Genomic DNA, 19,870 nt, shown 5'->3' on the forward strand with positions numbered 1-19,870 from the left:
GCTACGATGCCGCGCCGGGCGTAGCGGGCAGCCAGGCAGCGTCATGCGCCGGCGGTCGGAGAGACTTACACCGCTGAGCTGTACCCTACGAAAGGTATTTCCCCCGTGCCCGAGCTTCCCCTGTGGTTCGAGATCGGCTCGTTTGTCGTCCTCGGCGTCATTCTGGCCATCGACCTGCTGATGGTCCTCAAACGCCCGCATGAGCCCTCCATGAAAGAAGCCGGACTGTGGGTCGCGTTCTACGTGGCCCTGGCCCTGGTCTTCGCCGGCGCCATGTTCGCCTTCACCGGCCCGGAATTCGGCGGCCAGTTCATCGCCGGCTGGGTGACCGAATACAGCCTGAGCATCGACAACCTGTTCGTCTTCATCATCATCATGGCGCGCTTCTCGGTACCGAGAAAGTATCAGCAGGAAGTGCTCATGGTGGGCATCATCATCGCCCTGATCCTCCGCGGCATCTTCATCATGCTCGGCGCGATCGTGATCGAGCAGTTCAGCTGGGTCTTCTACATCTTCGGCGCCTTCCTGCTCTGGACCGCCTGGAAGCAGGCCCAGGACGAGGGCGAGGACGAGGAAGACAAGGAAAACCCGCTGATCGCCCGGATCCGCCGGGTCCTGCCGATGTCCGAGAAGTTCGACGGCGGCAAGCTCCGCACCGTCGTTGACGGCAAGAAGGTGTTCACCCCGATGCTGATCGTCTTCGTGACCATCGGCATGACGGACCTGCTCTTCGCTGTCGACTCCATTCCGGCCATTTTCGGCCTCACACAGAGCGCCTTCATCGTCTTCACCGCCAACATCTTTGCCCTCATGGGGCTGCGCCAGCTGTACTTCCTGCTCGGCGGCCTCATGAACCGGCTCATCTACCTCAAGCACGCCCTGTCCGTGATCCTGGCGTTCATCGGTGTGAAGCTGGTCCTGCACGCCATGCACGTCAACGAGCTGCCCTTTATCAACGGCGGCCAGCACATCGAATGGGCCCCCGAGATCCCCACCTACGTCTCGCTCGGTGTGATCATCGGCACCATCGTCGTCGCGGTGGTCGCCAGCCTCATGAGCTCCAAGGCGTCCAAGTCGAAGCTGGATGCCCGGCTGGAAGAGGACTCCCGCAAGAGCCTGAGCGACGTCGACTAGTACCAAACCGCCGGGGTGAGAGTGCAGGACACACCCCGCGGCGCATAGCAGTACGGCGCTGGACCCTCACGGGTCCGGCGCCGTACCTGTTTAAGCAGTACCTGCCAAGCCGGGCGCCATCGGCCCGGGCCCTTTGCCTGGCCGCGGCCGGGTCACCGTCGGGCGGAACGGGCCATCCCCAGCAGGCGCCCGAAGATCGCCTCGCCGTCGTCCGCGATGCCGTCGTGGTGGAAGTCGCCGGTTTCCCAGACCTGCAGGCCCCGGACCGCGGCCGCCGTCTCCAGAGACAGCTCCCGGTCCACGTAGATGTCGTCGGTGTAGACGGCCGCGGCGACGGGCACGGTGTTCAACGCCAGTCGCTCCGGGTCGTAGAGGGGTGCCCAGCCGTCCATTTCGGCCAGGAGCCGGGCCACGTCCTGCAGCGGGTGCAGGGCCGGGTCCTGCTCGAAATACCAGGGGTGCACCATTTCCCCGGTCAGAAGCGGTTCGCCGGCGTCGGGGCGGAACTCGGGGAATTCCTCCAGCACGCGCCAGGCGGCCCAGTTGGTGGCACCGTCCTGGGCGTAAATGGATTCGTGCATCAACGCGTACAACGGGTTCGCGGCCCGGGACACGAGGCCCCGGACCTGCTCCAGGAAGGTGTCCGAGAGACGGTCGCCGTCCGGTGTGGCCACGAAGGCGTCCTCGAGCAGGTGGTGCAGTGCGTCCACCCGGGTGTTCCCGCCCAGGAACGAGCCCACCATCTGGAACCGTTCCACCGTGAGCCGGCCGCCGTCGGGCAGCACCTCCTCCGTTTCCCGCAGGTGCCGGGCGATCCGGGTGACGGCGGCCCGGTCCTCGGGATACCAGTCAAAGTATTCGGCGTTCCGGGCCGCGACCCGCTGGAACGTGGCCCGGTACACACGGTCGGCGGAGCCACCCAGCGGGGCCAACCCGCCCGTCACGAGGACCTCGCGCAGCCCCCCGGGGGCGAAGGAAAGGTAGCTGAGCGCGCAGAAACCGCCGTAGCTCTGGCCGTAGATGGTCCAGGGGGCGGCGTCCAGGGCTGCCCTGATCGCCTCGGCGTCGGCAACGATCGAGTCGGCGCGGAAGTGCGTCAGGTAGTCAGCCTGCTCCGCGTCGGTGCCGCGCAGCGGCAGCGTGTTGCGGTCGACGGGCGAGGACAGGCCGGTGCCGCGCTGGTCCAGCATGAGGATCCGGAAGTCCTTCGCGGCGGCCTTGCTCCAGCCGCCCAGCGACGGGAACCGGTTTCCACGCCCGCCGGGACCGCCCTGCAGGAAAAGCAGCCAGGGCAGCCCGGCGGCCTCTGCCTCGCTGTGTTCGGTGGACACGTACTCGCGGGCGAACACGGAGATGGTTTCGCCGCGGCGCCCCGCCTCGCTGAAGTGGTCCAGGGGGACCTGGAAGTAATGTTCCGCGGTCCGCATTCCCCGGTAGGTGTGGCGTGCCCGGACGCTGTGCGGAACTTTTCGCCCGGCGCTGGTTGCAGTCTCCAGCAGGGAGGCTCCCATGAGCCCCGTCATTGGGAGATCAGCCACGGGTGGCCGCCTCGCGGGAACCGGAGCTGGAGCCGGCAGGGGAGCCGGCGCCGGCAACTGCCGGGCGGCTGCCGAAGGCCGTCAGCGCCGCTCCGGTGAGGCGGAAGGTGGACCATTCCTCCATCGGCGAAGCGCCGAGGTTCTTGTAGAAGTTGATGGAGGGCTCGTTCCAGTCCAGGACACTCCATTCGACGCGCGCGTAGCCCCGGTCGACGGCGGTCGCTGCCAGGTGCTGCAGCAGCGCCTTGCCGTGGCCCTCGCCGCGGGCCTCCGGCCGGACGTAGAGGTCCTCGAGGTAGATCCCGTGGACGCCCTCCCACGTGGAGTAGTTCAGGAACCAGAGGGCGAAGCCGCGGACCTCGCCCGCGGAGTTCTCCGCCATGGTGGCGAAGACCTTGGGATGCTCGCCGAAAAGGACCTCGGTGAGCATCTCGGGGGTGTTCCGGACGGCGTCCGGTTCCTTCTCGTAGAGGGCGAGGTCGTGGATCATCTGCAGGATGGCAGGGACGTCATGCGCCGTGGCAGGCCGGATTACACTCATTGTCCGAGTTTACCCGCGGCGCGAAGGCCCCGGCTGGTGCGACGGCGCCGGCCCAGGCCCTGCGTCCCGCCCCTGTGCCGACCAGCCCCCGTGCCGTCCCGCCTAGAGCCGGTTGACGTCCGTGACGCGGACGACGGCGGTCCCGGACTCGTCCGAGGCCGCCAGGTCCACGTCGGCGGAGATGCCCCAGTCGTGGTTGCGGGCGGGGTCATCGAAGATCTGCCGCACCTTCCACACCCCGGGTTCCTCGGTGATGATCAGCAGCCCGGGACCGCGGGCGTCCGGTCCGGTGCCGATGTCGTTGTGCTCATCAAAGTAGTCATCGAGGGCATCTTCCCAGCGCTCGGCGTCCCAGCCGGAGCCGGCGTCGAGCTCGCCCAGGGCGGTGGCGGCCTCATCGGCGAACAGCTCCACGCGGCGGAACATCTCGTTGCGCACCATCACCCGGAAGGCCCGGATGTTGGAGGTCAGCGACGGCGGCGGGGGCGGCGGAGCGTCGTGCGGTGTGGGCGCCGCGCCGGATGTGAGCTCTTCCCATTCGTCCAGCAGGCTGGAGTCCACCTGCCGGACCAGTTCGCCCAGCCAGGCGATGAGGTCCTCGAGGTCCTCACGGAGGGCATCCTGCGGGACCGTCTGCCGGAGCGCCTTGAAACCGTCGGCGAGGTAGCGCAGCACGATCCCCTCCGAGCGGGCGAGGCCGTAGAACTGGACGAACTCGCCGAAGTTCATGGCACGCTCGTACATGTCCCGGACCACGGACTTGGGCGCGAGCTCGAAGTCGCCGACCCAGGGCGCGGCCTTGCGGTAGACGTCGAACGCCTCGCCGAGGATCCCGGCGAGCGGCTGCGGGTAGGTGACCTCCTCGAGCATCGCCATCCGCTGGTCGTACTCGATGCCGTCGGCCTTCATCGCCGCGATCGCCTCGCCGCGCGCCTTCTTCTGCTGTGCCGAGAGGATCTGCCGCGGCTTCTCCAGGGTCGCCTCGATCACCGACACCACGTCCAGGGCGTACGACGGCGACTCCGGGTCCAGCAGCTCCAGCGCCGCCAGCGCGAACGGGGACAGCGGCTGGTTGAGGGCAAAGTTTGCCTGCAGATGGACCGTGAGCCGGACCGTGCGGCCGTCAGCACCCTGCTCCCCGGCCGGGATCCGCTCCACGACGCCGGCCGCGAGCAGCTCGCGGTAGATTCCCAGGGCCTTCTTCATGAGCCGCAGCTGGGCCGGACGGGTCTCGTGGTTTTCGGTGAGGAGGCGGCGGGCGGCCTGGAACGGGTCGCCGGGGCGTTCCATCAGGTTCATCAGCATCGCATGCGTCACGGTGAAACTCGACGTCAGCGGATCCGGAACGGACTCGACCAGCCGCTTGTACGTCGGTTCGCCCCAGGACACGAAGCCTTCCGGGGGCTTCTTCTTGACCACCTGTCGCAGCTTCTTCTGGTCGTCGCCGAACTTGGCCGTGGCCTTGGCCATCGCCTTCACGTTTTCCGTCACGTGCTCCGGGGCCTGGACCACCACGGTTCCTGCGGTGTCATAGCCGGCGCGGCCGGCGCGCCCGGCGATCTGGTGGAACTCACGGGAGTTCAGCAGACGGGTGCGGACGCCGTCGTATTTGCTCAGTGCCGTCAGCAGCACGGTGCGGATGGGCACGTTGATGCCCACCCCGAGCGTATCCGTGCCACAGATGACCTTCAGCAGACCGGCCTGGGCAAGCTGTTCGACCAGCCGGCGGTACTTCGGCAGCATGCCGGCGTGGTGAACGCCGATCCCGTGCCGGACCAGGCGGTTAAGGGTCTTGCCGAAGCCTGCGGCGAAGCGGAACCCCGCAATGAGCTCGGCGATCTTGTCTTTTTCCTCGCGGGTGCAGACGTTGATGCTCATCAGGTTTTGGGCCCGGTCGATCGCCTCGACCTGGCTGAAGTGGACCACGTAGACCGGGACCTGCTTGGTGGCGAGCAGCTCCTCCAGCGTCTCGTGGACCGGAGTCTGCTCGTAGTAGTAGTGCAGCGGGATGGGGCGTTCCGCGGAACTGACGGTCGTCGTCGTGCGGCCGGTCAGGTCGCTGAGGCCGTCCTCGAACCGGCTGACATCGCCGAGCGTCGCCGACATCAGCAGGAACTGCGCCTGGGGCAGTTCAAGCAGCGGCACCTGCCACGCCCAGCCGCGCTGCGGGTCCGAGTAGAAGTGGAACTCGTCCATGATCACGGCGCCGAGCTGCGCCGCAGAACCTTCACGCAGGGCGATGTTGGCCAGGATCTCGGCCGTGCAGCAGATGATTGGGGCGTCCTGGTTCACGCCGGAGTCGCCGGTGATCATGCCGACGTTGTCGGCGCCGAAGATCTCACAGAGGGCGAAGAACTTTTCCGAGACGAGGGCCTTGATCGGGGCGGTGTAGTAGCTCCGCTGCCCGCGGGCCATGGCCTGGAAGTGCGCGGCAATGGCCACGAGGGATTTCCCGGACCCGGTCGGGGTGGCCAGGATGACGTTTGAGCCGGTGGCCAGCTCCATGATGGCCTCGTCCTGGGCGGTGTACAGGGCCAGGCCGCGGGTCTCGGTCCACTCGACAAACCGGGTGTAGAGCTCGTCCGGGTCCAGGCCCGTCCTGCCGGGGATACGGGCGGCCGGGGCGGGGAGCTGATCAACGAGTTTCATTGCTGTCCAGCTTAGTGCCCGCGTGGTAGCCGCGGCACCGCACGCAGTGCGGGCGCGCGCCGTGAGCCGCCCGCAGCGCAGGCGTGCTTCCTTGGCTGGCCCACGGGCCGGGACTAGGCTTCGGTTAGGACAACGTGCCGGGAACTGGAGGCAGCCATGAAGTGGGATCCGGAGAAATATGTGCAGTTCGGGGACTACCGGGACAGACCATTTTTTGATCTGACCGGTCGGATTCACGCCGAAGCCCCGCGGCACGTGGTGGACCTCGGCTGCGGTCCCGGCAACCTGACCGCGACGCTCGCGGACCGCTGGCCGGGCGCGCAGGTGGTGGGTCTGGATTCGTCGCCGGAAATGCTGGCCACTTCCAAGGACCACGCAGCCGCGGCGGCCAATCTTTCCTACGAGCTGGCCGACATTGAGCACTGGCTGCCGTCCGGGGACACGGACGTGGTGGTCACCAACGCGGCCCTGCAGTGGGTGCCCGGCCACCGAAAGCTCCTGCCCCTATGGCTCGATGCCCTCAAACCGGGCGCCTGGTTCGCGCTGCAAGTGCCGGGGAACTTCAATGCACCGTCGCACACCCTGATGCGGGAGCTGGCCGATTCTCCGGCCTGGGCGGGGCGGCTCGCCGGGGTGCTCCGCCACGACGACGTGGTGGGGGAGGCAGCGGAATATCTGGAGATCATGCTCGACGCCGGTTGTGCCGCCGACGCCTGGGAGACCACGTACCTTCAGCTGCTCCCGGGCGCCAACCCCGTTTTGGAGTGGGTCCGCGGAACCGGACTCAGGCCGGTCCTCGCGGCCCTCCCCGACGACGAGGCCAGGGAGTTCGAGGCCGAGTATTCGGCACGGCTGGACGACGCATATCCGGCAGGCCGGCACGGGACGGTCTTCCCGTTCCGCCGCACGTTCGCGGTGGCGCAGAAGACCGGGTAGGCGGCGTGTCAGCCGCATGACACGAAGCACTCCGGAATGGGGCTTACAATGACGTGGCGGTGTGGGGCGGCCGTTAGGCTGATCACCATTCCGGGCCCTGGGCTAGTAATGGAGGTTCAGTGCTTATAGGCCTGATGTCGCGGCTGTTGTCCGCGCATAAAGGGACCGTGCTGGCCATCGTTGTGCTGCAGCTCGTGCAAGCCACCGCCAACCTGCTCCTGCCCACCCTGAATGCCGCGATCATCGACGACGGCATCATCGGCGGGGACACCGGGGAGATCCTCCACCTCGGGGCCTGGATGGCCGGAATCGCTGCCGTCCAGGTGATCACGGCCGTCGCGGCCGGATATCTGGGCGCCGTGGTCGCCATGGAAATTGGCGGCCAGCTGCGCGGGGAGCTCTTCGCGAAGGTGCAGTCCTTCTCCTCCCAGGAGGTGGGCCTTTTCGGTGCGCCCAGCCTCGTGACCCGTGCCACCAACGACGTCGCCCAGATCCAAAACCTCGCCGTCCTGGTGTTCATCATGCTGATTGCCGCACCGGCGATCTTCATCGGCGGCATCGTGCTGGCCGTGCACCAGGACGTGGTGCTGTCCTGGATTGTGGTCGTGGTGATCCCGGTCCTGACGGTGATCATGACGGTGATCGTCCGCCGCCTGATTCCCCTGTACCGCCAGGGCCAGGGCCTCCTGGACCGGATCGGCCGGGTGCTGCGGGAGCAGATCATCGGCGCGAATGTCATCCGCGGCTTTGTCCGGCAGGACCACGAGGTCCGCCGGTTCGATGAAGCCAACAAGGACCTCACCCGGAACAATCTGCAATCCGCCCTCCTGGTGGCGGCGATGATGCCGATGATCATGTTCGTGGTCAACATCTCCTCCGTGTTCGTGGTGTGGTTCGGCGGCCATCGCATCGACGCCGGCGAAATGCGGCTGGGGGCGCTGACGGCGTTCATCGCCTACATCCTGCAGATCCTGATTGCCATCATGATGGCGATGTACGTCTTCATGACCGCCCCCCGGGCGGCGGCCTGCGCGGAACGGATCCGCGAGGTGCTGGACACGGAACCGGCCATCGCGGATCCGGCCGTTCCCGCCGGGGCCACCCCTGCCACCATTCCGGCCGGCGGGGCCAGTGCGGCGGGCACCGCCGGTGCGCCCGCCGTCGCCGGCGCCCCGGGCCGCTCCGGCGCTGTCGAGTTCCGGAACGTGTCCTTCGCTTACCCCGGCGCCGAAGCACCCGTGCTGGACGGCGTCTCCTTCACCGCCAGGGCCGGTACCACGACGGCGATCATCGGCGCGACCGGCAGCGGCAAGACGACACTCCTGAACCTGCTGCCGCGTTTCCTCGACGCGACGGCCGGAGAGATCAGCATCGGCGGGGAGAACGTGCGGGCGATGCCCCTGGACGACCTGCGCGGCCTGATCGCAATAGTCCCGCAGCAGTCCTACCTGTTCGCGGACACGGTCGCGGGGAACCTCCGGTTCGGGGCGCCCGCCGCGAGCGAGCCCGAAATATGGCAGGCGCTTGAAGCTGCCCAGGCCGCCGACTTTGTCCGCGCCCTGCCGCTCGGGCTCGACACGCCCGTAAGCCAGGGCGGCACGAACTTCTCCGGCGGCGAACGGCAGCGCCTGTGCATCGCGCGGGCCCTGCTCAAGCGGGCCCCCGCCTACCTCTTCGACGACAGTTTCTCGGCTCTGGACTACGGCACCGACATCAGGCTCCGGGCGGCGATCGAGCCGCTGCTGCGCTCGGCGACCGTGCTGATCGTGGCCGAGCGGGTGTCAACAATCGTGGACGCCGGGCTGATCCTAGTACTGGAGAGCGGCCGGGTGGTCGCGCAGGGCACGCACAGCGAACTCATGGAGTCCTCGCCCAGCTACCAGGAAATTGCCGCGTCCCAGCTGGTGCTGGAGGAAGCCCCGTGAGCCGCGCGCGGGCACACCGCGCCGGGACCGTTGCGGGACCCGGCGTGCCGGAGCGCATCAAATGGCACACCGCCGCCCGGCTGCTTGGCCTGCTGTTGCCGCTGAAGTGGCGGATGGCCGGCGTCATCGCCGCGACCTGCGCGTTCGTGACACTCAACGTGGCGGCGCCCAAGGTGCTGGGCGACGCCACCGACGTCGTCGTCGACGGCTTCCTGGGCGGCTCCCTCGACGAGCAACAGCTGGCCGGGCGGCTGCTGGCCGTTTCGGCCATGTACGTCGGGGCGTCGCTGTTCAGCTGGATCCAGGGCAGCCTGACCGCCACCGCGGTGCAGCGCCTCAGCTACGGCCTCCGCGGCTCCGTGGAACAAAAACTCCATGTGCTGCCGTCCAGCCATTTCGAGGAGCAGCGCCGCGGCGACGTGCTCAGCCGGGCCACGAACGACGTCGACAATATCTCCCAGGCGCTCAACCAGCTCCTCAACCAGCTGATCATGGCCGTCCTGATGCTCTCGGCCGCTCTCGCCATGATGCTGTGGCTCTCGCCGCTGCTGGCGCTGATCGCGATCCTCTCGGTGCCTGTGTCCACGATGATCACCGTGCTCGTGGCCCGGCACTCCCAGGCGCACTTCAAGGAGCAGTGGAGCAGCACGGGGGCGCTGACTGCCCAACTCGAGGAGTTCTTCACCGGGCATGAAGTGGTCAAGGCCTTCGGCCGGCAGGAAGAGTCGGCGGCGAGCTTCCGGGAGCGCAACGAGAAGCTCACCCGATCGAGCACCCGCGCCCAGTATTTGTCCGGCATCGTGCAGCCGCTGCTGGTGTTTGTCGCCAACCTCAACTACATCGCAATTGCTGTTGTGGGGGCGCTGCAGGTCACCGCGGGGCTCTTGACGATCGGCGGCATCCAGGCCTTTGTCCAGTTCTCCCGTCTCTTTAGCCAGCCGGTGAGCCAGATCGGCGGCATGCTGACTCTCGTGCAGTCCTGCCTGGCCTCGGCGGAGCGTGTGTTTGAGCTGCTGGACGCCCCGGAGATCCCTGCGGACAGCGCCGTGCCGGCCGTTTCGGCGAACGGCGCCGGCAAGCTGCAAGGCTTCACGGCCGCGCGAAAGCTCCATGTCCCGCGCAAATCCTCCAACGGACGCAAAGCCCCTGCCCCGGGCACGCCCGGCGACCTGCTGGATCCCAGCGCAGTGGCGGGCCGGGTCACGTTCGAGCACGTCAGCTTCAGCTACAGCCCCGGCACCCCCGTGGTGAAGGACCTCTCCTTCACGGTGGACCCGGGACAGACCGTGGCGATCGTGGGACACACCGGTGCCGGCAAGACCACCGTGGTCAACCTCCTGATGCGCTTCTACGAACTCGACTCCGGCCGGATCCTGGTGGACTCCACGGACATCGCCACCATCCCGCGGGACGAGCTGCGGCGCGCCTTCGGAATCGTCCTGCAGGATGCCTGGCTGTTTACCGGCAGCATCCGGGAGAACATCGAATACGGCCGGCCCGGCGCCGCCGAAGCCGATATCGTCGCGGCGGCCCGCGCCAGCCACGTGGACCAGTTTGTCCGGTCCCTGCCGGCCGGCTACGCCACGATGCTCGGCAACGACGGCGATTCCCTGAGCCGGGGCCAGCGCCAGCTCGTCTCGATCGCACGGGCGCAGCTCGCCGGGCGCAGCATCATGGTGCTGGACGAGGCGACGAGCTCCGTCGACAGCCGCACTGAGGTGCAGATCCGGCATGCCATGGAGCAGCTGCGGGCCGGTCACACGAGCTTCGTGATCGCGCACCGTTTGTCCACGGTCCGGGACGCTGATCTAATTCTCGTCATGGACCACGGACGAATCGTTGAACACGGCACCCACCAGCAGCTGGTGGCCCGGCAGGGGCTCTACAAGGATTTGTACGAGGCCCAGTTCGCCGGCCGCGAACAGGTCCCGGCCGTCCAGGAGGCCGAACAGTGAGGCCCGCGGACGCCGTGGGGGAGCGTTTTCCCGGATCCTGGCGGACCAATCCGGCCAGCTCCGTCCCGCTCTTCGAACAGCTGCGGCTCTTCGTGATCGAGCGCGCCGACAACGGCACACTCGCGCCGGGCACCAGGCTTCCGGCCGTGCGGACCCTCGCCGGCGAACTGGGCGTGGCCCCGCACACCGTGGCGCGGGCCTACAAGGAACTCGAGGCCGCCGGCGTCGTAGTGACGAAGGGCCGCAACGGGACCGTTGTGTGTGCCCGCGATGCCGCCTGGAGTTCGCTGTCCGCCGCCGCCGCCGAGTTCGCCGCGGCCGCCAAAGCCCAGGGCGCCAGTTTCGCCGAGGCCGTGCAGCTGCTGGCCGCCGCCTACGACCGCCAATAGCACATCCGGCGCCGCCCGTGGCGCGCGGAATAGTTTTTCGAAGAAGTTTTCGATTAGCATTAGATTCGTGCCTAAAGCTGTAGCTGAAGATCCAGCCGTTGAAGTCCATTCCGCCGTCGAGCCGCTGGCAGTCCGGGATGCGGCCCCGTCCCGCCCCGTCCTGAAGCGTCCGGACATGACGCGCCTCGTCGTCAAGGGCGCCCGCGAGCACAACCTGCGCAACGTGGACCTGGACCTGCCGCGCGATGCCATGATCGTGTTCACCGGCCTGTCCGGCTCCGGAAAGTCCTCCCTCGCGTTCGACACCATCTTCGCCGAGGGCCAGCGCCGCTACGTCGAATCCCTCTCCGCCTACGCCCGGCAGTTCCTGGGCCAGGTGGACAAGCCCGACGTCGACTTCATCGAGGGCCTCTCGCCGGCGGTGTCCATCGACCAGAAGTCCACGTCCAAGAACCCTCGCTCGACCGTGGGCACCATCACCGAGATTTACGACTACATGCGCCTGCTCTGGGCCCGTGTGGGCCGGCCGCACTGCCCCGTATGCGGGGAGCCCGTGACCAAGCAGACCCCGCAGCAGATCGTCGACCAGCTGCTCGAGCTCCCGGACGGCACCCGCTTCCAGGTGCTGGCACCCGTGGTCCGCGGCCGCAAGGGCGAATTCGTGGACCTCTTCAAGGAACTCACCGCCAAGGGCTACTCGCGGGCCCGGGTGGACGGCGAGCTCGTCCACCTGAGTGATCCGCCGAAGCTGGGCAAGCAGTTCAAGCACACCATCGAAGTGGTGGTGGACCGCCTCGTGGTCAAGGAAGGTATCAGCCAGCGCCTGACCGACTCGGTCGAAACCGCCCTCGGACTGGCGGAGGGCCGCATATTGGCCGAATTCGTCGACCTCGAAGCAGACGATCCCGAGCGGATCAGGGCGTTCTCAGAACACCTCGCCTGCCCCAACGAGCACCCCCTGGCGATCGACGAGATCGAGCCCCGCTCCTTCTCATTCAACAACCCTTTCGGCGCCTGCAGCGCGTGCAGCGGCATCGGCACCAAGCTGGAGGTCGACGAGGAACTCCTCATCCCCAACCCCGAGCTCTCGCTCTCCGAGGGGGCCATTGCGCCGTGGTCCCTGGGCACCGCCACCACGGAGTACTGGAACCGGCTGCTGGCCGGTCTCGCCGAGGAACTCGGCTTCTCCATGACGACGGCGTGGGAGAAGCTCGACACCGACGTCCGGCAGACCGTCCTGCACGGCAAGGACCACAAGGTGGTGGTGCAATACCGCAACCGCTTCGGCCGGGAACGCAAGTACAGCACCGGTTTTGAGGGCGTCGTGCAGTACGTCCACCGCAAGCATGGCGAGACCGATTCCGACTATGCGCGCGACCGCTACGAGGAATACATGCGCCAGGTCCCGTGCCCGGCCTGCAACGGTGCCCGGCTGAACCCTGCGTCGCTCTCGGTGCTGATCAACGGCAAGTCAATCGCCGAGGTCGCCGCGCTGCCCATGCGGGAATGCGCCGACTTCCTCGAAAACCTCGTCCTCACCGGCCGCGAGGCCCAGATCGCCCACCAGGTCCTCAAGGAGATCCAGGCCCGCCTGACCTTCCTCCTCGACGTCGGACTCGAGTACCTGAACCTGGAGCGGCCCTCCGGCACCCTGTCCGGCGGCGAAGCCCAGCGCATCCGTTTGGCCACCCAGATCGGCTCCGGCCTCGTGGGCGTGCTGTACGTCCTCGACGAGCCCTCGATTGGCCTGCACCAGCGGGACAACCGCCGCCTGATCGAGACACTCACCCGGCTCCGGGACCTCGGCAACACCCTGATCGTCGTGGAGCATGACGAGGACACCATCCACGAGGCCGACTGGGTGGTGGACATCGGACCGGGCGCCGGCGAGCACGGCGGCATGGTGGTCCATTCCGGGTCCTACCAGGAGCTGCTGGAAAACACGGATTCGCTCACCGGCGACTACCTCTCCGGCCGGCGGAAAATCGAGATCCCGAAGAAGCGGCGCAAATACGACAAGAAGCGCGAGCTCAAGGTGGTCGGGGCGAAGGAGAACAACCTCCTGAACATCGACGCCAGTTTCCCGCTGGGCCTCTTCACCGCCGTCACCGGCGTCAGCGGCTCGGGCAAGTCCACCCTGGTCAACGAGATCCTCTACAAGGTGCTCGCCAACAAGCTCAACGGCGCCAAGCAGGTGGCCGGCAGGCACAAGTCCGTCCAGGGCCTCGAACACCTGGACAAGGTGGTGCACGTCGACCAGAGCCCGATCGGCCGCACCCCGCGCTCGAACCCGGCCACTTATACCGGCGTGTTCGACAACATCCGCAAGCTCTTCGCCGAGACCACCGAGGCCAAGGTCCGCGGCTACCTCCCGGGCCGGTTCTCCTTCAACGTCAAGGGCGGCCGCTGCGAGGCCTGCTCCGGCGACGGCACCCTGAAGATCGAGATGAACTTCCTGCCGGACGTCTACGTCCCCTGCGAGGTCTGCCACGGCGCCCGGTACAACCGCGAAACCCTGGAGGTCCACTACAAGGGCAAGACCATCGCGGACGTGCTGAACATGCCCATCGAGGAAGGGGCCGAGTTCTTCGCGGCCTTCTCGCCGATCGCTCGGCACCTCAACACGCTCGTCGACGTCGGCCTTGGCTACGTCCGGCTGGGCCAGCCCGCCACCACGCTCTCCGGCGGCGAGGCCCAGCGCGTGAAGCTCGCAGCCGAGCTTCAGAAACGCTCCAATGGCCGCAGCGTCTACGTCCTGGACGAGCCCACGACGGGCCTGCACTTCGAGGACATCCGCAAGCTCCTCATGGTGCTCCAGGGCCTCGTGGAGAAGGGCAACACGGTGATCACGATCGAACACAACCTCGACGTCATCAAGAGCGCCGACTGGATCGTGGACCTTGGCCCCGACGGCGGGTCCGGTGGCGGCCGTGTGGTCGCCTCCGGCACCCCCGAGCAGGTGGCCAAGTCGAGCGAGAGCCACACGGCCGCGTTCCTCGCCGAGCTCCTCGCCTGAACACCGGCCGCCAGGGACCGTGCGGCGGGCCAGGTAAGCTTCCGCCGCACGCGTCCCCGCCCGCAGGGACGTCTCCACCGGATGTATCCGCTGATGTATCGCGTGATGTAGTCCCTGATGTATTCCCGATGTATTCCTGAAGGAGCATGCGAATTTCTGGCAACCGCACACTCATGAGAAACTAAGCCGGTGACGCATACAACAGTGCCCGTAATCTTTGACCTTGACGGCACTCTTGTCGATCCCGCCGGGGGTATAACCGACGGTATCGCCGCGGCCCTCACCGAGCTTGGCCTGCCGGTTCCGGACAAGTCCCGGATGGACGCCATGATTGGGCCCAAGCTCAGCCATTCCCTGACGGAAATCGCCGGCGTTCCGGCCGCACAGCTGAAAGACGCCATCCGCATCTACCGCGCGCACTACGCATCCACGGGAATCGCGCAGAGCAGGCTGTATCCGGGAATCCGCGGCCTCCTCGAGGACTTCGTCGCCGCGGGCCGGCCCATCGCCGTCGCGACCCAGAAGCCGGAAGGGCTTGCCCGCATTGTACTGGCGCATCACGGCATCGCCGGGCTCTTCCACAGCATCCGGGGCTCCGCCGCCGACGAGGCCGCCAGCCCCGGAACGGGCTCCGCCCCCGAAGGCTCCGTGCCCGACGGCTCCGTTCCCGAAGGTAAGGCCGGCATCGTCGCCGCCGCGCTCTCAGACCTCGCTGCCGCTGACCCTGCGGCCGCCGGCCGGGCCGTGATGGTGGGGGACCGGGCACAGGACGTCGCCGGGGCCGCTGCGAACGGACTGGACTGCATCGGCGTAGGCTGGGGGTTTGCGCCTGACGGCGAACTGCACGCGGCCGGTGCCGTCGAGATCGTGCACAACACCACGGCGCTTCACGCGACGATCAACCGGCTCTCCGAACGCCCGGGAACCACAGCCCTGAACGAGGTGCACACCGATGGCAATGTTTGACGCAATCCGCTGGACCACGCGGGGGCTTGTAACCACCACGTGCCGTCCCACGGTCATCGGCCTGGAAAACGTGCCCAAGGATGGGCCGTTCATTGTCGCCCCGAACCACCTCTCGTTCCTGGACAGCGTGATCGTCCAGGCCCTCATGCCGCGGCCCGTGGCCTTCTTCGCGAAGGCTGAATACTTCACCACCGGCGGCATCAAAGGCAAGGCCATGAAGTCCTTCTTCGAGGCCGTCGGCTCCATTCCGGTGGAACGCGGCGAGCAGGCGGCGAGCGTCCAGGCGCTGAAAACGCTGCTGGACATCCTCGACTCCGGCAAGGGCGTGGGCATCTATCCCGAAGGCACCCGCTCCCGCGACGGCATCCTGTACCGCGGCCGCACCGGCGTCGGCTGGCTGGCCCTCACCACCGGCGCGCCCGTAATCCCGGTGGGCCTGATCGGCACCGAACACTTGCAGCCCGCGGACAGCAAGTCCGTCAAACCGCAGCACTTCACCATGAAGGTCGGCGAGCCGCTGTACTTCGAGAAAACCGGACCGGACCATTCCCTGCCGGCCCGCCGCCAGGTCACGGACCGCATCATGGACGCAATCGCAGACCTGAGCGGCCAGGAACGCTCCACCAGCTACAACCAGAGCAAGTCGGCCGAATAGCGCGCAGCTCCCGGCCCCCCCCCGTGATCCGCCGGGCATGCGGCGGTGCACGTGCAACGGCACCGCCGGCGGCTCAGTAGACTTGATGTGTGGCAGATCCAGCGAGTTACCGACCCCAGACGGGTGAAATTCCGACCAATCCGGGCGTGTACCGCTTCCGCGATCCGCACGGCCGGGTCATCTACGTCGGCAAGGCCAAGAACCTCCGTGCCCGGCTGAACACCTACTTCGCCAACCCTGCCGGGCTCATGCCCAAAACCTATGCCATGGTCCACACGGCCAGCAGCGTCGAATGGACCGTGGTGGGCAGCGAACTCGAGTCGCTGCAGCTGGAATACACCTGGATCAAAGAATTCACGCCCCGCTTCAACGTGATGTTCAGGGACGACAAAAGCTACCCGTACCTCGCCGTGACGATGGGGGAGAAGTACCCGCGCGTCCAGGTGCTGCGCGGCGACCGGCGCAAGGGGACCCGGTACTTCGGCCCGTACACCGCCGGCGCGATCCGGGACACCATGGACACCCTGCTGCGGGTGTTCCCGGTCCGCAGCTGCAGCGCCGGGGTGCTGAAGCGCGCCGAAGCCAGCGGCCGGCCCTGCCTGCTCGGCTACATCGACAAATGTTCCGCGCCGTGCGTCGGCCGGATCTCCGCCGCGGACCACCGCGCCCTGGCCGAGGACTTCTGCACGTTCATGGGCGGCGAAGCCAAGCCCTTCGTCAACCGGCTGGAACGGGAGATGGCCGCGGCAGTTGCTGAGCTCGACTACGAACGCGCGGCCCGGCTCCGGGACGACATCGTGGCGCTTAAGAAGGTCTTCGAACGTAACGCCGTCGTCCTGGCCGAGGGCACGGACGCCGACGTCTTCGCCCTGCACGAAGACGAGCTCGAGGCCGCCGTGCAGGTCTTCCACGTCCGGGGCGGACGGATCCGCGGCCAGCGCGGCTGGGTGGTGGAAAAGGTCGAGGACTCCACCACCCCGGAACTGGTCGAACACCTGCTCCAGCAGGTCTACGGCGAGGAAGCCGGGCTCCAGGGCAGGTTGCCCCGGGAAGTGCTGGTGCCTGCCGAACCCAGCAACGCCCCGGAGCTCGCGCAATGGCTCAGCGGCCTGCGCGGGGCCCGGGTGGACATCCGCGTTCCCCAGCGCGGAGACAAGGCCGCCCTCCTGTCCACGGTCCGTGAAAACGCGGAGCACGCCCTCAAACTTCACAAATCCCGGCGCGCCGGCGACCTCACCATGCGCTCCCAGGCCCTGCAGGAAATCCAGGAAGCGCTCGAGCTTCCCGTGGCGCTGCTGCGGATCGAGTGCTTCGACATCTCACACGTCCAGGGCACCAACGTGGTCGGCTCCATGGTGGTGGTCGAGGACGGCCTGCCGAAAAAGTCCGACTACCGGAAGTTCGCCGTGACCGGCGCCGCGGCCACTGACGACACGGCGGCCATGCATGATGTGCTGACCCGCCGGTTCCGGCACTATCTTCAAGAAAAAGACGAGCAGGCGGCGGCCGCGGCCAAACCGGCGCACCAGGCCGCCCTGGACGCGGCGACCGCCGCGGCGGTCGCGGACTCCACGACGCCAACACCGCGGAGCAAATTCGCCTACCCGCCCAACCTCGTCGTCGTCGATGGCGGCAAACCGCAGGTCAATGCCGCCGCAAGGGCGCTGGAAGAGCTCGGCATCGACGACGTGTATGTGGTCGGCCTGGCCAAACGGCTCGAAGAGGTGTGGCTGCCGGACAGCGATTTCCCGGTGATCCTGCCGCGCGCCTCGGCCGGCCTGTATCTGCTGCAGCGGATCCGCGATGAGGCCCACCGCTTCGCCATCACCTTCCACCGGCAAAAGCGCGGCAAGGCCATGACGGCCTCCGCCCTGGACAGCGTGCCCGGTCTGGGCGAGTCCAAGCGCAAGGCCCTCCTGGCGGAGTTCGGCTCCGTCAAGGGGATCAAAGCCGCGACGCAGGAGGAACTCACCGGCGCCAAGGGGATTGGCCCCTCCCTGGCCGCCGCGATTGTCCGGCACTTCGCTGGCGGCGGAGTCGAGGAAGCCGCCACGGTTCCTGCCGTCAACATGACCACCGGCGAAATTCTCGACGCTTAGCTAGTGCCGCCAAACTTAGCTAGGGTAAAGACTTGGGTACGGCACGGCAGCGGCATCACCGCGGCCCGCGCGCAAACCTGACAACAGCAAATCGCACAGGCAGAGATGGGGCTTCACTGATGGCAGAGTCGACGGCAGGATCCGAGACGGATGCGGACGGCATGACACCCGTCAAACCCGTCGAGGCTGAACTGCTCGTGGTGACCGGAATGTCGGGAGCCGGCCGCAGTACCGCCTCGGACGCCCTTGAGGACCATGGCTGGTACGTCGTGGAAAACCTGCCGCCGCAGATGCTCGGCACGCTCGCCGAACTGGTGTCCCGGACGCCGCACTCCATGTCCAAGCTCGCCGTCGTGATGGACGTCCGGAGCAAGGAACTGTTCGTCGACATGCGCGCGGCCCTCCGCGCCCTGGAAGCCACCGGCGTGAGCTTCCGCGTGCTGTTCCTCGACGCCAACGACGACGTCCTGGTGCGCCGCTTCGAACAGGGCCGCAGGCCCCACCCGCTCCAGGGCGGCGGCCGGATCCTCGACGGCATCGCCGCCGAACGCGAGCTGGTCCGTGAATTGAAGGACACCGCCGACATCGTCCTGGACACGTCCTCCCTCAACGTCCATGGCCTCGCCACCGCCATCACCGAACTCTTCAGCGAGACCGGGCCGGTGGCGCTGCGGCTGAACGTCATGAGCTTTGGCTTCAAGTACGGGCTGCCGGTGGACGCCAACTTCGTGGCCGATGCCCGCTTCATCCCCAACCCGCACTGGGTGCCGCAGTTGCGCCCGCACACCGGACTGGACAAGGACGTCAGCGACTACGTGCTGGAGGCCCAAGGCGTCAGCGACTTCGTGGAACGCTACGTCCTGGCCCTTGAACCTGTCCTGGACGGGTACCGGCGGGAGAACAAGCACTACGCCACCATCGCCGTGGGCTGCACCGGCGGCAAGCACCGCTCCGTGGCGGTCGCCGTCGAGCTCTCACGGAGGCTGGCGCAGTATCCGCGCGTCACGGTGACCACGACGCACCGGGACCTGGGCCGCGAGTAATGGCGCTGCTGACCGGCCCGCTGCCCCTTGTCCCGCCCGCCAGCGCGGCCTTCGCCAGCCAGCAGGACAAAGGCCCCTCCGTCGTCGCGCTCGGCGGCGGCCACGGCCTCTCCGCCTCGCTGTCGGCCCTGCGCCTGCTGACCTCCGAACTCACCGCGGTCGTCACGGTCGCGGACGACGGCGGATCCTCCGGCCGGCTCCGCGAAGAGTACGGCGTCCTGCCGCCCGGTGATCTCCGGATGGCCCTGTCCGCGCTGTGCGACGACACCGACTGGGGCCGCACGTGGCGCGATGTCATGCAGCACCGCTTCGCCCCCGGCAAAGGCCGCGGCGGCTCCCTCGATGAGCACGCGATGGGCAACCTCCTGATCGTCACGCTCTGGGAGCTCCTGGGCGACACCGTCGCAGGCCTGAAGTGGGCCGGCGCCCTGCTCGGCGCGCGCGGCGAAGTCCTGCCGATGTCCAGCGTCCCGCTGACCATCGAGGGCCAGGTCCGGGTCACCGCCCCGGACGGCGCGACGGCACTGCAGACCCTCACCGGCCAGGCCAAGTGCGCGGTGGCAGGGTCCCTGGAGCACGTCCGGCTCTTGCCTGAGAACGCTCCGGCCTGCACCGAGGCACTGACGGCGATCGAGCTGGCCGACTGGGTGATCCTCGGGCCGGGCTCCTGGTACACGTCCGTGCTGCCGCACCTGTTGCTGCCCGAGATGCGCGAGGCCCTCGCCAACACCGCTGCCCGCCGGTGCCTGACCATGAACCTGGCCACAGATACCAAGGAGACGGCCGGCATGTCCGCCGCCGACCACCTCCGGGTGCTGCGCGAATACGCGCCGGAGTTCACGATCGACGTCATCCTGGCCGACCCGGCGTCGGTGCAGAACCTGCCCGACTTCGAGGCGGCGGCAGGAATGCTCGGTGCCGAGGTGGTCTTGGGTAAAGTGGGGGCGTCTGGTCGCCGTCCGGTCCACGATCCGTTGCGGCTGGCGACGGCGTATCACGATATTTTCGGGAATAGTTAGGAAAG

The 19,870-nt window shown here is 67.6% G+C and carries 14 protein-coding genes; 11 read left to right on the forward strand and 3 right to left on the reverse strand.

The window, feature by feature from the left end; all coding sequences use genetic code 11:
* Nucleotides 1-105: 105 nt before the first annotated feature.
* Nucleotides 106-1,134 (forward strand): TerC family protein, encoded by a 1,029-nt coding sequence (locus tag AC1DBX_RS11105; RefSeq protein ID WP_028276830.1) that lies wholly within the window; start codon nucleotides 106-108, stop codon nucleotides 1,132-1,134.
* A 152-nt stretch (nucleotides 1,135-1,286) separates the two neighbouring features.
* Here the strand turns inward: AC1DBX_RS11105 and AC1DBX_RS11110 are convergent, their stop codons facing one another.
* The 3 genes from AC1DBX_RS11110 to AC1DBX_RS11120 all read right to left on the reverse strand — a co-directional run bounded on the left by AC1DBX_RS11110 (nucleotide 1,287) and on the right by AC1DBX_RS11120 (nucleotide 5,862).
* On the reverse strand, nucleotides 1,287-2,645 hold the full coding sequence (locus AC1DBX_RS11110) for an alpha/beta fold hydrolase (protein WP_476931769.1): 1,359 nt from the start codon (nucleotides 2,643-2,645) through the stop codon (nucleotides 1,287-1,289).
* 19 nt (nucleotides 2,646-2,664) lie between these two features.
* A complete protein-coding gene (locus AC1DBX_RS11115) occupies nucleotides 2,665-3,213 on the reverse strand; it encodes an N-acetyltransferase family protein (protein WP_476931758.1) in 549 nt (182 codons plus the stop codon).
* Between the two features lie 102 nt (nucleotides 3,214-3,315).
* Nucleotides 3,316-5,862 (reverse strand): DEAD/DEAH box helicase, encoded by a 2,547-nt coding sequence (locus AC1DBX_RS11120; RefSeq protein WP_476855940.1) that lies wholly within the window; start codon nucleotides 5,860-5,862, stop codon nucleotides 3,316-3,318.
* A 156-nt stretch (nucleotides 5,863-6,018) separates the two neighbouring features.
* On the opposite strand from AC1DBX_RS11120, the gene AC1DBX_RS11125 reads away from it, so the two are divergent.
* The 10 genes from AC1DBX_RS11125 to AC1DBX_RS11170 all read left to right on the forward strand — a co-directional run bounded on the left by AC1DBX_RS11125 (nucleotide 6,019) and on the right by AC1DBX_RS11170 (nucleotide 19,865).
* Entirely contained in the window at nucleotides 6,019-6,798 is a 780-nt protein-coding gene (locus AC1DBX_RS11125; RefSeq protein WP_079549556.1) for a trans-aconitate 2-methyltransferase, read from the forward strand.
* A 134-nt stretch (nucleotides 6,799-6,932) separates the two neighbouring features.
* Nucleotides 6,933-8,723 (forward strand): ABC transporter ATP-binding protein, encoded by a 1,791-nt coding sequence (locus AC1DBX_RS11130; protein ID WP_476872652.1) that lies wholly within the window; start codon nucleotides 6,933-6,935, stop codon nucleotides 8,721-8,723.
* Between the two features lie 113 nt (nucleotides 8,724-8,836).
* Nucleotides 8,837-10,678 carry an ABC transporter ATP-binding protein gene (locus tag AC1DBX_RS11135; RefSeq protein ID WP_308288862.1) on the forward strand — a complete coding sequence of 614 codons (1,842 nt, stop codon included), beginning with the start codon at nucleotides 8,837-8,839 and terminating at the stop codon, nucleotides 10,676-10,678.
* Nucleotides 10,675-11,067, forward strand: a complete 393-nt coding sequence (locus AC1DBX_RS11140; protein WP_476931759.1) for a GntR family transcriptional regulator — start codon at nucleotides 10,675-10,677, stop codon at nucleotides 11,065-11,067. The genes AC1DBX_RS11135 and AC1DBX_RS11140 overlap by 4 nt, the downstream gene beginning before the upstream one ends.
* 67 nt (nucleotides 11,068-11,134) lie before the next feature.
* Complete coding sequence (gene uvrA, locus AC1DBX_RS11145; protein WP_476855939.1) at nucleotides 11,135-14,083, forward strand: excinuclease ABC subunit UvrA; 2,949 nt, start codon at nucleotides 11,135-11,137, stop codon at nucleotides 14,081-14,083.
* 189 nt (nucleotides 14,084-14,272) lie between these two features.
* Complete coding sequence (locus AC1DBX_RS11150) at nucleotides 14,273-15,049, forward strand: HAD hydrolase-like protein (RefSeq protein ID WP_476931760.1); 777 nt, start codon at nucleotides 14,273-14,275, stop codon at nucleotides 15,047-15,049.
* Nucleotides 15,036-15,704, forward strand: coding sequence for a lysophospholipid acyltransferase family protein (locus AC1DBX_RS11155; RefSeq protein WP_026266350.1), 669 nt, complete (start codon nucleotides 15,036-15,038; stop codon nucleotides 15,702-15,704). The genes AC1DBX_RS11150 and AC1DBX_RS11155 overlap by 14 nt, the downstream gene beginning before the upstream one ends.
* Before the next feature lie 89 nt (nucleotides 15,705-15,793).
* A complete protein-coding gene (gene uvrC / locus AC1DBX_RS11160; protein ID WP_476931761.1) occupies nucleotides 15,794-17,803 on the forward strand; it encodes an excinuclease ABC subunit UvrC in 2,010 nt (669 codons plus the stop codon).
* Nucleotides 17,804-17,922: 119 nt separating this feature from the next.
* Complete coding sequence (gene rapZ, locus AC1DBX_RS11165) at nucleotides 17,923-18,846, forward strand: RNase adapter RapZ (RefSeq protein ID WP_018773001.1); 924 nt, start codon at nucleotides 17,923-17,925, stop codon at nucleotides 18,844-18,846.
* The gene (locus tag AC1DBX_RS11170) at nucleotides 18,846-19,865 is read left to right on the forward strand and encodes a gluconeogenesis factor YvcK family protein (RefSeq protein WP_028276839.1); all 1,020 of its coding nucleotides are present in this window, start codon (nucleotides 18,846-18,848) and stop codon (nucleotides 19,863-19,865) included. Before rapZ ends, AC1DBX_RS11170 begins: the two co-directional genes overlap by 1 nt.
* The last annotated feature ends 5 nt before the right edge of the window (nucleotides 19,866-19,870 follow it).

It is taken from the genome of Arthrobacter sp. 10N44_2, from assembly GCF_056394385.1.